The organism is Mycobacterium sp. E2989 (assembly GCF_001667595.1).
In the GTDB taxonomy this organism is placed as follows: Bacteria; Actinomycetota; Actinomycetes; order Mycobacteriales; family Mycobacteriaceae; genus Mycobacterium.
In genome coordinates, this window is the sequence record NZ_LZJX01000135.1 from 1 (window position 1) to 15,496 (window position 15,496).

Here is a 15,496-nt window from a genome sequence, read left to right on the forward strand (position 1 = left end):
TCCCCAATCCTGTTGCGGCGGGGCGGGAATCGGGGCGGGCGCTAGGGTCGTCGCGGTCGGCGCGGGATCCACCGGCGGGCCCGGGACCGCGGCGGCGGGCGCGACCGCCACGGGCGATGCGCTGGGCGGGGCCGGCCGCGGCGGCTGGTATCCGGGCCCGAGATCGCCCGGGGATTCGAAGCGGGCGGTCGGCGCGGCGGCCATCCGGTCGGTGACCATGTCGTAGGACGTGGCGACGCCATCGCGCGTCGAGCGCATCGTGGTCAGCCAGTCATCGCGAATCTCGTTGTCCACGTATGGCATTACCTGCTCGCGCACCGCCTCTTCGGCCCCTAGCCGATCCCCCGTACCCGTCGTGAGCGCGGCGGCGGCGCCCAGCCATGCGGGCCGCTGCGCCTGTGTGCGGTCGTCGATGGCGATGGCGGTCGCGACCTTCGAGTCGACCAGGTACCACAGGTTGTCGCGCAGCGATTCGCACCGTTGCGCCGCCGCGCGCAGTTCGGTGGCCACCACGCCGGCGGTGTCGCAGTGGTGCTCCACGAATTGCACCGCGGCATCCCCGGCCGGCCCCGTCCACGCCGCGGCCAACTCGGCCACCTGCGCCCGCTGCATGCGCAGCGCTTCGGAGACCGCGTCGGCCGCCGCGCGCAGTTCCGCGCAGTCCCGGTCGAGGGCGCGCAGGTCGAGGCCGTCTTCGGTGTCGTACCAGTCGCGGATCTGCGAGGGCTGCGCCGTAAGGTCGGGATGTTGATAGCCCAGGGCGTGGCACGCCCGCACGTAAGTCTGAGTGTGCTCGACGGCGGGCAGCCCCTCGGCGAGGCGCCCGGCGACGTCCAACCGGTCGGCCACGGTCAGGCGATCCGCGCCGCGGCGTACAGCTCGGCGTCGGCGTAGCGGTCGGCGCTGGCCCGCAGCGCGGCGGCGATCTCGACGGACGCCCGCGACCACTGCTCGACCTGGGCGGTCAGCCGCTCCAGCTCGGCGCGCAACGCGTCGCCGCGGGCGGCGTGGGCGCGCCCGGCGCCGGCCCCGCCGAACGAAAGCCGGCCCAACTGATCACTCAACGCGCGGTCGAGAATGTCCGCGGCGGCGCGGAATTGGCCGGCGATGCGGTGCGTGGCCGCGACGTCGATCTCGGTGCGGGCCACGGTGACGGGCCGTGTTCCCCTGTCGAATCTCATGCCTAATCCGACGCCCGGGGACGCGTCCGGGTTCCTCGCAGATTCGGCGCGGCCGGTGTGGCACATCCAAGAACAGTGAAACCCGTTGCGGGCGAACGCTATTGGTAGCTAGGATGCTGGGCTTGGTGCCGGCCAGCCCGGGGCCGGTGGCTGGGTGGGAAAGTTCGAGCGTGGATACTCACCGCCGCGAACGAGATCGGGGTGTGGGGGCGCTTTGGCGCGGCAGGCGTCGGTGTCCCGGGCGAGATCAGGCCATTCCGCCGCGAGCCCGTATTCGGCGAAGTACCCACCCTGATGACCGGTGATCCTCCAGCCGCCGAACACGTCGGCCGACGGCGCGCGCGCCGGTCCCTGTTGGGCGGGCAGTTGCGGGCCGGTGGTGGCGGGAGCCGTCATCGTGATTCGCATCGGCTCGATCCCCGAATCGGGGGGAGGCTGGCCGATGTTCGGGGTGTACCCGTGACCCCGCGCTTGCGCGGTGCCGAACATATATTCACAGACCACCACCGTCACGTCACGGCCAGAGGTCGCGATCGACAGGATGTGGTCGTATTCGGTTCCTACCCAGGGATTTTCGGTCCTGCGGTCGGTCTTCGGCCACAGGAACCGGGTGCCCGTCGGGTTGTCGATCGGCTTGTCGGCGTCTACCGCCTGCTTGAATCCCGGGTACAGGAATTTGTCCTCACCGGTGATGGAGGCCAGCAAGTAGGACTCGGCGTAGGCCCGAACCGCAACGGCGGGCCAGGTGGTGACGGCGATATCGGGTTCCGCGCTCCACACCACGCTGAAATCGTTAAGTGTCGGCGGCCACCCCGCAGGCGTCGTGGAGGTGGGCGACGCCGACTGGCCGGAGTGACTGCCTGAAGCGCAGCCGACCAGCGAAACCGTGATGGTCGACAGCGTCATCAAAAAGCGTCTTGCGCGCCGAATGTAAGTCATTTCTTCCCCGGGGGTTCCGGTACGCCGATGACGTTGTTGTAGCGGTCGACCATGTACTGGTCCGGCGACATCTTCTCATTCGGCGGCAGGTTCAGCGACTGGGACAACACCGGGCCAAGGACATTGTTGTACTGGCCGGCGGTGAGATCGGGATGTTTGGCTTGCATCTCGTCCAGGGTCGCGATTCGCCCATTGGGGTGATCGTGGTCGTAGACAACATATTCGGGTGGCAGTCCCGAGATGTGCTGGTTTGCGCCGAGCAACGCATCGAGCATGTGTTCGTCGGCGTTTCCGATGTCCATGGGCTGGATCGGCGTCTGGCCCGGTGCGGTGGGCGCCGGCCCCAACATGTCGTTTTCGAGGTTATGCCCAAGCATGCCAATCGCGGGCCCGCTGACTTTGCCCACCCCCGGGACCCAACCACCGACCGTGCTGGCGGCCTGGACGCCGTCTTCGTAGGCCAGCTTCTTCGAGTCGTATTCCGAAAGCTGTTGGTGGTAACCGTTTTGTTCGTTCGCTTCGTAGGCATTGTGGGTTCCCACGTCGACCAGTCCTCGCAACGTGGCGGCGTCGTAGAGCTGGTCGCTGTAACCGTCGTGATTCGGGTTCAACGCGAATGACGAGTCGTGCAGCAACGCCTGGGTGTACGCATTCTTGTTGAAGTCCCGCGCGGCGGTGGGGTCGCTGTCGATCACCGAGAATATGCCCTTGGCGAGAGGCAGTGCGCCGGAATGGACGTCGCCGTTGGTGTCGAGCGGTCTGCCGAATTCCGGCAGCCCGCCCGATGTTCCGGCGATGTTGTTGACGTACGGGTCGAGGCCGTGGCCCATCGCTTGGACAAGGTCGGGGTTCACTTGCCCCAAGGTGTGGTTGCCCGGGAGATGGAGCAAGTCCGTGGACGCGTGGTGGCCGACGTAATCGGCGTAGGCGCGGGCGGTTTCACCGGCGATCTTGGCTTCCGGTCCCTGCGCGGCGTCGCCGGTCCAGGAGAACAGCGAACCGACCGCCTGCCCGTTGTCCTTCCACGCGTGATGGGTGAGGTTCCGCAGGAACTTGTCGTGATCGCCGCCGGTCATGGTGTCGTGGACGACCTGGTGATCCGGCGACATCGCGGACAGCACGTTGGACACCGCGGGGTCCATGGCGGGATCGCGCTCGACGTTTTGGCCCTGGCTCGCCGGGTCGTGCTGCCACAGCGGGGTGTCCATCATGGCCCCCGCCTTGCGGATCATCGCCCGATCCAGATCGGTGTTCGTCTGGAACGATTTGTCGCCGTCCTTGACGATGTTGGCGATGTCGTTGGTTTGGCGCATGTATTCCAGGCCGGACGAATTCAGTGCCTGCTGAACACTTTCGGGCAGCTGCGCCGCGCCGCCCTTCACCGTGTCGGTGCCCTGCTTCGCACCGACCTGCAGCGGCGTCTTGGGAAACGTGAGGTTGGGATTGCTCATCAGCTGCCACGAGTTGCCGATCATGCCCTTCTCGTCGCCGAGCCGTTGTTCGGCGGTCTTGAGGGCATCGATCGACATGCCGTGTTCTTGAGCTTGCAGCTGGCTCAACACCGACGCCTGCTCGGCGGTCAACGGCACCTTCCCCGCCCGCTGATCGGGCGTGATCGAGTTGAGCACCCCGTTCACGCGGGCGGCGGCGCCCTTGTCGCCGCCCAGCGCGCCCTTGACGTCTTGCTCGGCTTGCTCGGGTGTCTCGGCCTCGTGACCGTCGACACCCAGGACACGGCCCGGGTCGTACCCGTCGTTGGCCAGATTGGTCTGGGCCTGGTGCAGCGAGTTCGAATAGTTGTCGCGGATGGCGTGCAGCTGGTCGAGCGCATCTTTGGTGTCCTCGACCGCGTCGGCTTTCGCGTCCTTGATCAAGGTTTCGAGTGCCTGGCGATCTTGCGCACTCAGGTCGGAATGCCGAAGCTCCTCCTTGGCCGCGCCGATGATTCTGTCGAGAACCTGCAGCCGGCCATCCAGGGTGGCGATGTCTGCGGCACCGGCCTTCTGCGCCTCGGCCAACGCGGCGGCGATGTTTTCCAAATCCGCGCCGATCTTGGGCAACTGCTCGGACTGCGCTCCCAGCGCCTGGGCCGTGCGTTGCACTTCAGCGGAGCCGTTGATCGGGTGATCCCCATTTTGGTGATTCCAGGCGGCGTCGAAGCGCTTGCGGGCCTGCTCAAAGGCATGATCGGACTCGGCAGTGGAACGCCCCGCCGCGTGAAAGGCGTTGGCCAGGTTGGAGATCTGTGCGGGCTGCCCCGCTTGCAGAGTCTGGTTCACTGCCCACGGATCACCGCCGGCCCCGGCCACCAGCTCACCGACACTCAGGTTAGCCAGCTGAACCAACCCGAAGCTCCTCCCCGCCCGACGCTCGCCGCCACCCGCCATCGAACGTCATCACACTACTGCCGCACGCTATCCCGTCAATTCAGTGTGGTGCGACGGCCGGGTTCCGATTCAGCGCGCGGAGCTGACCGCCTCGGCGACCCGGTTCGCGACGCGCTGGGCGACGTCGGCCTCGGGGGCTTCCACCATGACCCGGATGACGGGCTCGGTTCCAGACGGGCGCAACAGGATTCGGCCGGTGTCGCCGAGTTCGGCCTCGGCGTCGCCGACCGCGGTGCGCACCGAGGGCGCGGCGGCGGCGGTGTCCTTGTCGGTGACGCGGACGTTGATCAGCACCTGGGGCAACGTCTGCATCGGCGCGGCGAGCTCGGTCAGCGACGAGCCGGTCTGCACCATGCGGTTCATCAGCCGCAGCCCGGTGACGATGCCGTCGCCGGTGGAGCCCAGCGCGGGCATCACGATGTGGCCCGACTGCTCGCCGCCCAGGCTGTACTCGCCGGCCCGCAGTTCCTCGAGCACGTAGCGGTCGCCGACGCCGGTGGTGCGCACGGTAATGCCCGCGGCGCGCATGGCCAGGTGCAGCCCGAGGTTGCTCATCACGGTGGCCACCAGCGTGTCCGAGGCCAGCTCGCCGGCCTCGCGCATCGCCAGCGCCAGCACGACCATGATGGCGTCGCCGTCGACGAGCTCGCCGTTGGCGTCGATGGCCAGGCAGCGGTCGGCGTCGCCGTCGTGGGCCAGGCCGAGGTCGGCGCGGTGGGCGATGACCGCGGCGCGCAGCGAGTCCAGGTGGGTGGAGCCGCAGTTGTCGTTGATGTTCAGCCCGTTGGGGTCGGCGTTGATCGCGATCACCCGCGCACCGGCCGCCCGGTAGGCGCGCGGCGCCACCGACGAGGCCGCGCCGTGCGCGCAGTCGACCACCACGGTCAGGCCGTCGAGGCGCAGCGTGCTGGCCTTGCTCAGGTGCCGCAGGTAGCGGTCGTCGGCGTCCTCGGCGTCGATGACGCGGCCGATCCCGGCGCCGACGGGGCGCGCCCCGGCTTCCGCGGTGACCAGCGCCTCGATCCGGTCCTCGGTGTCGTCGTCGAGCTTGCGGCCGCCGGGGCCGAAGATCTTGATGCCGTTGTCGGGCATCGGGTTGTGCGACGCCGAGATCATCACGCCGAAGTCGGCGTCATAGGCGCCGGTCAGGTAGGCCACCGCCGGGGTGGGGAGCACCCCGACGCGCAGCGCGTCAACGCCCTGGCTGGTCAGCCCGGCGATCACCGCGGCCTCCAGCATCTCGCCGCTGGCCCGGGGGTCGCGCCCGATCACGGCGACGCGCCGGCCCGGTCCGCCCGCGCTGGCCAGGTGCCGCGCGGCGGCGGCGCCCAGCTCGAGCGCCAACTCGGCGGTCAACTCCCGGTTGGCGACCCCGCGGACACCGTCGGTGCCGAATAGTCGACCCATGCGGAAAAACCTCTCACAGTTGGCGGCCGTTCACCTAACGTGCCCGTTCTTTTCTGACCGAAACGGGGCGCGTTTGGGCGCAGACACGCCGATGCAAGCGCGGAACGACCCAGTTTGAGGCCCCGTTGCGGCCAGAAAGTGATGGTTGATCAGCGCTTGCTGTACTGAGGCGCCTTGCGGGCCTTCTTCAGGCCGTACTTCTTGCGCTCGGTGGCACGCGGGTCACGGGTGAGGAAGCCGGCCTTCTTCAGCGCCGGACGGTCCTCGGGCTGCGCCAGGATCAGCGCCCGGGCGATGCCCAGGCGCAGCGCCCCGGCCTGGCCCGACGGGCCGCCGCCGTGCAGCAGGGCGAAGATGTCGAAGCTCTCCACCCGGTCCACCGTGACCAGCGGGGCCTTGATGAGCTGCTGGTGCACCTTGTTGGGGAAGTAGTCCTCCAGGCTGCGGCCGTTCAGGTCGAACTTGCCGGTGCCGGGCACCAGGCGCACCCGCACGACGGCCTCCTTGCGGCGGCCGACGGTCTGAATGGGCCGGTCGAAGACGAACGGCTCCGGGGCGGGCGCGGGCGCGGCGGCCTCGGCCGGCACGTCCGGGGTTTCGGTGGCCGTGGGGTCGGGGGTTTCCAAGGCCTCGGTCGTTTCGGTCACTGGGCCACCTGCTTGATCTCGTACGGAACCGGCTTCTGAGCGGCGTGGGGGTGCTCCGGGCCGGCGTAGACGTGGAGTTTGCGCTGGATCTGACGGCTGAGCTTGTTCTTGGGCAGCATGCCGACGATCGCCTTCTCGACGACGCGGTCGGGGTGCTTTTCCATCAGCTCGCCGGTGGTGCGCGAGTGCAGGCCGCCGGGATACCCCGAGTGGCGGTAAGCCAGCTTGCTCTGCAGTTTGTCGCCGGACAGGGCGACCTTGTCGGCGTTGATGACGATGACGAAGTCACCGCCGTCGACGTTGGGGGCGAACGTCGGCTTGTGCTTGCCGCGCAGCAGGGTGGCTGCCGCGACGGCAAGGCGGCCAAGCACCACGTCCGTGGCGTCGATGACGTACCACGACCGCGTGGTGTCACCCGCCTTTGGCGCGTAGGTGGGCACAGCGCTTACCTTTTCTTTCTCGAGGTGGATCCCGGGTCGAGCCGGGTGCCGGTCAGGCGGTTGCGGTGGGGCTGGTCTCGGCGACCGACGTTGACCCGAGGCCCCGGCGTACCGCACGCCAACCGAGCAGCTTACCGATGCGCGTCCCCGCAGGTCAAAACGACTGCGTGGTCCCAGCGGCTCTCCCCCGCCGGGACCACACAGACGACTATGGGCGCGGCTACCGTCCCCAGACGCCGGCCGCCCGCCGATCGGCGTCGGCCACCTCGTCCGCGCCGTCGCGCACCGCGTTGCCGAGATCGACCAGTATTTCGTTGAGCGCCGTCGCCGCCTGGTGCCACTTCTGCTGTTCAACCTGGTAGGCGGCCGCCGCCTCGCGTGTCCAGAGCTGCTGCAACGGGGCGATCTGCGACCTCAGTTCGTCCAGCGCCGCATTGAAGCGAGCCGACGTGCTGTGGATCTCCTGGCGCACCGAGAACTCGATTTCGCCGAAGTCATAGGAAAGCACCGATTCCACGGATCATCCTTCCGATCACAGGTCTCCGCCGGCGGCGGCGATATGGGTTGCGTGGGCGTGGCCGGCCTCCTGCAGGGTGATCGCGTTGTGCCGAATGGTCTCGCCGATCGAGTGCAGGACGTGATAGAGCCGCGTCGACTCCGCGTTCCAGCGATCCACCACCTCTTTGAACCGCGCGGCCGCGACCCCACCCCAGACCGACGGCGGCACCGCGCCCATGCGGCCGATGAACCCTTGCAGCATGGCCCGGATCTCCTCGTTGCGGGCGTCCGTCGTGGCCGCGACCGACCGCATCAGGTCGAAATCGGTGCTCAGGGAGTTCGGTGCAGTCATACCAAGTTCGACCTGGGCGCCGTTGATTTGGTTCCACCCGATTTTCGGTTCATTCGATCGCATGCGCGGACCGCACCGCCAGCTCGCAGGGGCCACGCACGGCCTCTTCCTTGCCGGACCGGCTCTGGCACCCAAGGCTGATCCGCACCGACCCGTCGAGCAGCACCGTCCACCGCACGTCATGGGCGGCGCGGACTTCGCGGTACGTCACCGCCGGCCTGCCGACGCTTGTCGCGGAGGGGTTGAAGTCGACGAACACCCCGGCCGGCTCCGCGTCGATCGCGCGTTTCAACCGCTCGGCGGTGGTGTTCAGCGTGTCGCCTGCGACCGGCGACTGCGTGACGTGCAACGCCACCTCGGGATCGGATGGCGAGGTGACCTGCACCCGGGCCGACCCCGGCCCGGCCACCACCCGCTGCGTGGACCAGCCCGCGGGCACCGTCACCGCCACCCGGCCTTCCACCAAAAAGGTGGTGGGCGGGGCTTCCACCGCCGGCGGGGCGACCGTGCCGTGCCGGTCCGGGCTGATCAGGGCGGGGGCCACCACCAGCGCCACGGTGGCCGCGCCGACGGCGCTGAGTGTGCGCGCGCCGAATCGCACACGATGGCCACCCGGCCGGCGCAGCTCGTCGAGCTCGGAACCCGCCAGCCGGGCCAGCCGGGCGTCGTCGATTTCCACCACCGTCCGCCCGTTGCCGCGCACCGCTTCGGCGACGGACTTGCCCAGGGTCGACGCCCCAGCGACCGTGCCGGGGGCGTCGATCAACACGACGGCGGCGGTGGTGCTCACGATGGCGGTCACCACCTCGTCGGCGACGGGATGTGGTTCCGGCCTGCGCGGTACCGCAACGATGTCGGGCCCACCGATCACCACCATCCGGTCGGCGATCTCCACCACGATCGCCGCCTTTGCGTCGGCGCCCGCGGCCCGCGCCAACAACCCCGAACGGGGCCTCGCCAGCACGTCGCCGAAAGCGGTCTTCGCCGCCCCGCTTACCACTCCCACGCGCGACGCCGACCACCAAGACGGATGCACCACGACCACGCCCCCGCCGCGCGGGCAGGCCACGGACCGCAGCGCGTCAGCCCACAGGGAAGCAACGTCGACCGGGCGATCGCCCACCAATGCCACCCGATCGTCTATCGCGCGCAGCGCCGCCTCGACGATCTCGGAATTTCCGTATTGAGTGACGATGCTTGTCCCGCAACATAATCGGCGGATCGTGCCCGGACCGGTTTCGATGATGGTGCGATGCGCACTCACGGCGCGCTCCAGGCCACCTGGACGAGTTGCTCGTCGCCCGATCGGGTGAGTAGAACACCGCGGCCGGCCGGCAACCGCGCCGCGCGACGGGAGCCGAACGGCCCGTCCTCGCGTGGGCAGCCGTTCATCATCAGGGTCGTGCAGCCGAGGTCACGCATCCCCGCCAGCAGAGGCTCGAAAAGCGCGCGCTCCGCGCCGCCGCTGCGCCGTGCTATGACCAGATGTAAACCCAAATCCTGTGCGTAAGGCAAGAATTCGGCGATCGGCGCAAGCGGGTTTCCGCCCGAGCCGGCCACCAGCTCGTAGTCGTCGACGACGAGGAAGATTTCCGGCCCCGAACGCCAACCCCCGGCTCGCAACTGCGCCGGGCTCGCATTGGCAGGCGGCATTCGCCGCCGCAACAAATCAAGAAGATCCGGCAGCAATCCGGACAACGCGCCTGCCGACATGGCATAGCCGCCGAGGCGCTCCGGCGCGACGACGCCGAGCAGCGAACGCCGGAAATCGACGATCGCGAGGTGGGCCTGCGCGCTGGTCTTCGTCCGGACGATCTCGCGGCATAGTGTCCGCAGCGTCGCCGTCTTGCCACATTCCTTGTCGCCGAGCACGAGAAGATGTGCGTGTTGGTCGAACTCGCACGTCACCTGTGCCAGTCGACGCTCCTCGACGCCCAGCAGGACGCGGTCACCCGCCCGCTCCACAACGGTGTCGCGCTCGACCAATCTGGGCAGCACCGCTATTGGCGGCGCCACCGATTCGGCGGGAGGGATCTCGGCCAGGGGCAAGGCGATCATCATGTGCGACCCGTCGCTGCAAAGCCCGCGGCCCGGCTTGTCCCGGGGCACGTGTTGCGCCGCTTTGCGGTCGAGTTCGGAATCGGCTGGATCCCCCAGCCGCAGCTCGATGCGCGTGCCGATCTGGTCCCGCAATGCCGGCCTGATCTCGGCCCATCGCGTTGCCGACAACACTACGTGCACCCCGAACGAAAGGCCCTGTGTGGCAACGGCCGTGATCGAGGCTTTCAGCTCATCGAATTCCTCGCCTAGTCGCGCCCAGCCGTCGATTACCAGGAAGACGTCCCCGAACGCATCGCCGTGCGGCGCCTTGCGCCGCGCGCGGAGCGTACGGTACTCGGCGATCGACGTGATCCCGTGATCGCTGAAGATGTTCTCGCGCAGCTGGATTAGCGACTCGCATTCGGCAACCATCCGCGCGACGAGTCGCGGCTCGGCCCTTCCTGCAACCGCGCCGACATGCGGGACGGCCCGGGTCGATGTCAGCGACCCACCGCCGAAGTCCATGCAGTAGAACTGCACCTGCCCCGGATCGTGAGTGGCCGCCAAGGCCGTAATGAGTGTGCGCAGCGCCATCGACTTTCCCGACTGGGGCGCCCCGATGACCGCGACATTGCCGGCTGCCCCACGCAGATCGACCATCAGCGGCGTCCGTAGCTGCTCGAAGGGAAGGTCGATGATGCCGACGGGAACCGTCAGGGCATCCGGCGCGGGCGCAGCGTCGAGAAGCAGCGTGTGCAGGCTGGGTGCCCGGTCCAGCGGGGGCAGCCACACCCGGTGCGCGGGCGGCCCGTGTCCGCAGAGCAGGTCCAGGACGGCTCGCAGGGTCGTCGGTTCGGACGGCGCACTGGTGCCGCCGGGGCGGGTGATCGCTCCGACAGTCCAAGACTCGAACCGCCGTACGGCGGGATTGCCCACGGAAACAACGGCCGGCGCGCGCGACGGTGCCGGGCCGGAAACGTATGCCGCGGAGAAGCGGATCAAGTCTCCGCCGCTTGTCCGCAGATAACCCGCTCCGGGGGTGTTCGGTAATTCGTGCGCGTCGAGCGTTCCCAGCACCGCCCGTGATTCGTTGGCCGACAGTGTCTTCAAGCAGATCCGATAGGAGAGATGGGCGTCAAGACCGCGCAGCCTGCCCTCGTCGAGTCGTTGGCTGGCCAGCAACAGGTGCATGCCCAACGACCGGCCAAGCCGCCCGATCGCCATGAACATGTCGGCGAAGTCCGGGTGTTGGCTGAGCAGCTCGGAGAACTCGTCGACGATGATGAACAGCGTGGGCAGGGCGGGCGATGTGGCGCCCGCCGGGCGCCCACGTCCGTACGCCGCGGCGCTGACGCAGCCCGCCGCGCGCAGCAGCTGTTGTCGGCGATTCATTTCACCTGCCAGGGCGTCGCGCATGCGGGCCACCAGCGGTGCCTCGTCGGCGAGATTCGTGATGACGGCGGCGACATGCGGAGCGGACGCGAAATCGAGAAAGGTCGCGCCGCCTTTGAAGTCGATGAGCAGCAGATTGAGCACCGCGGGAGAGTTGCGTGCCATCATGCCGAGCGCGATCGTCCGCAAGAGTTCCGACTTGCCCGAACCGGTAGCCCCGACGCAGAGCCCATGCGGGCCCATGCCGTTTTCCGCGGCCTCCTTGATGTCCAGTTCCACCGGTGTTCCGTCCGCGCTGACCCCGATCGGGATGCGGAGCCGATCGCGGCTGCGCCACAACGGGATCGGGTCGAATAATGTCATGTCGCCGATTCCCACCAGGGCCGCCCAATCGGTGGCGGCGCGGCGGGAGGCGGCGTCGGCCCGGTACATCGCCAATCGGCGCGCGCATACCAGTGCCTCCAACGTGCTCATCCGGTCGGGGTGCGGCACCGTTTGGGTTTCGCCGGAGCGGCTGATCGTCACCGGCGCGTCGTCGCGGCCGCCGCCGAGTTGGACGACGGTAGCGCCCGTGATCTTGTCGATGGTCTCGTCGACCTCGGCGATCACCACCGTGTGCTCGCAGCGGATTTCGCCGACCGCCGCTCGTGCCTCGGCCACACTCCGATACATCAGCCGCGCCTGACCCGCTTCGTCGGCCGCGATCGGATGTTGGTTGTGCGGCAACCATTTGAGCCACTCCCAGTGCCTATGGCCCCGGTCCGGGATCGCGGCGACGATCCGCAATTGATCGGGCGGGTGCAGAACGGCGAGTTGGCAGATCATCGCGCGTAGCAGCCCCCGCGTCGCGGACGTGTCGCCTTCGAGCCTGACGCACGGGCTTTCCCGCAGGGCGGCCGTGATGGGCGCGATGACCGTCGAATGCGCACGCATGAACCGGTCCAAAGCGGCGGCGGTGACCGGGTCGGCAGGCTCCGCCGTCGGCGGGGCTACCAACCGGGTGGCCAGCGGCTGGGCCCCGACGCCGATTCGGACGCGGCAGAAATCGGCGTCGGTCGCCCGCCGCTCCCACATCCGGGGTCCCCCGATCAACGTCCACAGGGTGTCGGGGTCCGGGTGAGCCCACGTCAGCGAGTAGCACTGTGCCGCAGCCGTTTCGGTGGCCGTGACGCGCAGCCGACTGAGGTATCCGAGGTAACGGAGGCGATCGGCGTCGATGCCGCCGCCCCGTTGGCGGGCGCGCGCTGAGACCGCGGTCATCACCGTCGAGGCCAGCATCATGATCGGGAAGGCCAGGAAAATCGGCGTGCGGCTGCCGCCCGACCCCAACGCCAACGTCGCCGCCACGACGCCGCATCCCGCGACGGCCAGCACGGCCGGCAGCAAGCGGAATAGCAAGCCGGCCGTAGCCGGCGACGGCGGCTCCGGCGGCGCCTCGACGACGAGATCGCCGGTCGCCACCGTCGGTGGCTGCCGCCGCGCTGCGGGCACGAAACTCTGGGTCATCTCGTCCCTCCCGTTGGGCGACGGTAGGTAGCACCGACATGCACGGCAAGTCGGTTGTGGACAGCCGTAGACCGGGCGACGGAAACCTGGCTACGTTCGGGCAATCCGACCGAAGGGGTTTCGTCGTTGCCTGCAACCGATTCAGGGCTCCGCCGCGTATCGATCCATGCCGGCAGCGCCGCCGCCGACCTGGTCCTGCCGGCCGAGATACCCCTCGCCGTCCTCACCCCTACCATCGTCGACATCTTGGAGGTAAGCCATGCCCACAACCGTCTGACCGCGAAGCGCTACCACCTGTCGCTCCCCGGCTCCTCCCCCCTGGATCCGTCGAAGTCGCTGGCGCAGAGCGGTATCGGGGACGGCACCGTGCTGCTGCTGAGCCAGCCGCCGGCCGAGCCACCCGCCCCTCGTCACCACGACACCGCGGAGGCCATGGCCGAGGCGCTGGCAGCGGCTTCAGAACCGTCCGGATTCCCCGCCCGCCTCGCCGGGGCGGTGGCGGCGGGCTGTGTGATCGCTGTCGGTGCGCTGGCGCTGGCACGAAATGCCCTGGTGGCCAACGCGCCGCGCACCGCCGTGGGGGTGCTGGCATGCGCGGGTCTGGTCGCGCTGCTGTCGGCGGTGGTTGCCCACCGGGCGTATCGCGACGCGGTTGCGGGGCTGACGCTTGGCGCGATGGCCGCCGCGTTCGCCGCGGTGGCCGGCTTGCTCGTGGTGCCGGGGCCGCCGGGCATCTGCAATGTGCTGCTGGCCGCGACGGCGGCGGCCGCCACCTGTGTCGTGGCTATGCGCGTATCGGGCTGCGGCGCGGTCACATTGACCGCCGTGTCATGCGCGGCGACGGTCGTCGCCGTCGCCGCGTTGGTGGGGGTGGTGACCGCCGCACCGCCGCACGCCATCGGCGCCGCAGCCGGGCTGGCATCGCTCGGCATGGTCGCGGCGGCGGCGCGGGTGTCGATCGTGTTGGCGGGGCTGTCAACTCGGCTGCTCTGGACACCGGCCATGGACGAAACGGATGCGGATGAGTGGCGCCTGCGGGAACGGGCGCGGCGTGCCGACGCCTGGTTGTCGAGCCTGCTTGCCGGGTTTTCCTCTGCGGCGGCGGTCGGCGCCATCGTCACCGTGCTGGCCGGTGCCCCGCGCCTGTCGTGCATGGCGTTCGGCGGCATCACCGGCGCCCTGTTGCTGCTGCGCGCGCGTTGCGCTGACGGCGGCCGGATGGTGACGTTCATCGCCGCCGGGATCGCCGTCGTGGGAGTCACTTTCGGTGTCGCCGCTTTCGGCGCGCCGGGGCAGGGGCCGTGGGTCGCCGTGGCCACGGCGATGCTGGCCGGCGCGGCGATGTATCTCGGCTTCGTCGCACCGGCAGTGACGCCTCCGCTCCTGGTGCGCCGAGCCATCGATGCGCTGGAGTGGCTTTCGCTCGTCGCGTTGGTGCCCCTGACATGCTGGCTCTGCGGACTTTACGGCGTCGCGCGGGGACTGAATCTCAGGTGAGGGCGTCCGGCGTCGCGCGCCTGCTGGCGGTATCGACGTTGGTTTGGGCGCCGTTGGCCGGACCCGCTCCGGCGCAAGCGGTTTCGCCGCCGCAGGTGGATGACAAATGGCTGCCGAATCCCGCGCGCCCCGCACCACCGTGGCCGACGGTGCAACGCGAGGTTTGTGCGACGATGACGACGGGATCCGCACCGAATCGGCTGGCCGGCCTGCCCGACCTGTCGCGGGTCCTGCAGCTGAGCCGCGGCGCCGGGCAACGGGTGGCCGTCATCGACACCGGTGTGTCGCGGCACCGCCTGCTGCCGGACGTGGTGGCGGGCGGAGACTTTGTCTCCAACGGCGACGGCACCCAGGATTGCGACGCGCACGGCACGCTGGTGGCGGGAATCGTTGCCGCGAAACCGGATTCCGGCGTCAGCGGAATGGCGCCCGAAGCGACTTTGATCAGCATTCGTCAATCCAGCGCTAAGTTCTCCCCGGCGACCGATCGATCCCGCGGGGGCGTTGGCGACGTCGACACCATGGCGAAAGCCGTCCGCACCGCCGCCGATCTCGGGGCTTCGGTGATCAACATCTCCTCGGTTGCTTGCGTTCCGGTCGCATCGGCGCTGGATGACCGCGCGCTGGGCGCCGCCCTGGCCTACGCCGTCGACATCAAGAACGCCGTCGTCGTGGCCGCCGCGGGCAACACCGGCGGGGCCGCGCAGTGCCCCCCTCAGCGCCCGGATGCCACCTGGGAGACCGTCACGGTCGCGGTCAGTCCGGCCTGGTACGACGACTACGTGCTGACCGTCGGTTCCGTGAGTCCCGAAGGGTCGCCGTCGGCATTCACCCTTGCCGGCCCGTGGGTCGATGTCGCGGCCCCCGGCGAGGCAGTCACCCCGCTCGGTTCGGAACCGGTGTCCGGCACCAGTTTTGCCGCCCCGGTGGTCAGTGGGCTGGCAGCGTTGATTCGGGCCCGCTTCCCCACGTTGACCGCGCGGCAGGTGATGCAGCGCATCGAATCGACGGCGCATCACCCGGCCGCCGGGTGGGACCCGGTCGTCGGCAGCGGCACGATCGACGCGTTGGCGGCGGTCAGCACGGATGTTGGCCCGTCCCCGCCCACCTCGGCACCGGCGCCCGCGCCGATCACCACGCGGCAAGGCAGATTGCGGCGCCGCGCAAAGCCGTGTTCCGCGGCCGCGTGTCCTGGGGCGCGGCCGGTGGC

At 69.3% G+C, this 15,496-nt stretch carries 12 protein-coding genes and 1 pseudogene; 2 read left to right on the forward strand and 11 right to left on the reverse strand.

Features of this window, described 5'->3' with window-relative positions; all coding sequences use genetic code 11:
• From A5680_RS24320 to eccCa, 11 genes and pseudogenes are all read right to left on the reverse strand, one after another.
• A pseudogene (locus A5680_RS24320) lies at positions 1–849 on the reverse strand (hypothetical protein); the annotation flags it as partial.
• Between the two features lie 2 nt (positions 850–851).
• Positions 852–1,181 carry a type VII secretion target gene (locus tag A5680_RS24325; protein ID WP_055403418.1) on the reverse strand — a complete coding sequence of 110 codons (330 nt, stop codon included), beginning with the start codon at positions 1,179–1,181 and terminating at the stop codon, positions 852–854.
• 108 nt (positions 1,182–1,289) lie between these two features.
• Positions 1,290–2,087 (reverse strand): hypothetical protein, encoded by a 798-nt coding sequence (locus A5680_RS24330; protein ID WP_231633818.1) that lies wholly within the window; start codon positions 2,085–2,087, stop codon positions 1,290–1,292.
• Positions 2,088–2,116: 29 nt separating this feature from the next.
• Entirely contained in the window at positions 2,117–4,465 is a 2,349-nt protein-coding gene (locus tag A5680_RS24335; protein ID WP_231633817.1) for a hypothetical protein, read from the reverse strand.
• Positions 4,466–4,576: 111 nt separating this feature from the next.
• Complete coding sequence (glmM, locus tag A5680_RS24340) at positions 4,577–5,914, reverse strand: phosphoglucosamine mutase (RefSeq protein WP_055403416.1); 1,338 nt, start codon at positions 5,912–5,914, stop codon at positions 4,577–4,579.
• 149 nt (positions 5,915–6,063) lie between these two features.
• Positions 6,064–6,501: a 30S ribosomal protein S9 gene (gene rpsI / locus A5680_RS24345; protein WP_156349558.1), complete on the reverse strand. Its 438-nt coding sequence runs from the start codon at positions 6,499–6,501 to the stop codon at positions 6,064–6,066.
• A gap of 56 nt (positions 6,502–6,557) precedes the next feature.
• On the reverse strand, positions 6,558–7,001 hold the full coding sequence (gene rplM / locus A5680_RS24350; RefSeq protein WP_007172542.1) for a 50S ribosomal protein L13: 444 nt from the start codon (positions 6,999–7,001) through the stop codon (positions 6,558–6,560).
• 220 nt (positions 7,002–7,221) lie between these two features.
• Complete coding sequence (locus A5680_RS24355) at positions 7,222–7,518, reverse strand: WXG100 family type VII secretion target (RefSeq protein ID WP_055403414.1); 297 nt, start codon at positions 7,516–7,518, stop codon at positions 7,222–7,224.
• 15 nt (positions 7,519–7,533) lie between these two features.
• On the reverse strand, positions 7,534–7,851 hold the full coding sequence (locus A5680_RS24360; RefSeq protein ID WP_055403413.1) for a WXG100 family type VII secretion target: 318 nt from the start codon (positions 7,849–7,851) through the stop codon (positions 7,534–7,536).
• Positions 7,852–7,900: 49 nt separating this feature from the next.
• Positions 7,901–9,115: a type VII secretion-associated protein gene (locus A5680_RS24365; RefSeq protein WP_055403412.1), complete on the reverse strand. Its 1,215-nt coding sequence runs from the start codon at positions 9,113–9,115 to the stop codon at positions 7,901–7,903.
• Complete coding sequence (gene eccCa / locus A5680_RS24370; protein ID WP_055403411.1) at positions 9,112–12,789, reverse strand: type VII secretion protein EccCa; 3,678 nt, start codon at positions 12,787–12,789, stop codon at positions 9,112–9,114. Before eccCa ends, A5680_RS24365 begins: the two co-directional genes overlap by 4 nt.
• Before the next feature lie 126 nt (positions 12,790–12,915).
• Between eccCa and eccD the strand changes: the two genes are divergently transcribed.
• Both eccD and mycP read left to right on the forward strand, forming a co-directional pair.
• Complete coding sequence (gene eccD, locus A5680_RS24375; RefSeq protein WP_067824105.1) at positions 12,916–14,286, forward strand: type VII secretion integral membrane protein EccD; 1,371 nt, start codon at positions 12,916–12,918, stop codon at positions 14,284–14,286.
• Positions 14,283–15,496: type VII secretion-associated serine protease mycosin (gene mycP / locus A5680_RS24380; RefSeq protein WP_231977688.1), on the forward strand; the 1,214-nt coding region annotated here is incomplete at its 3' end. The genes eccD and mycP, both read left to right, overlap by 4 nt.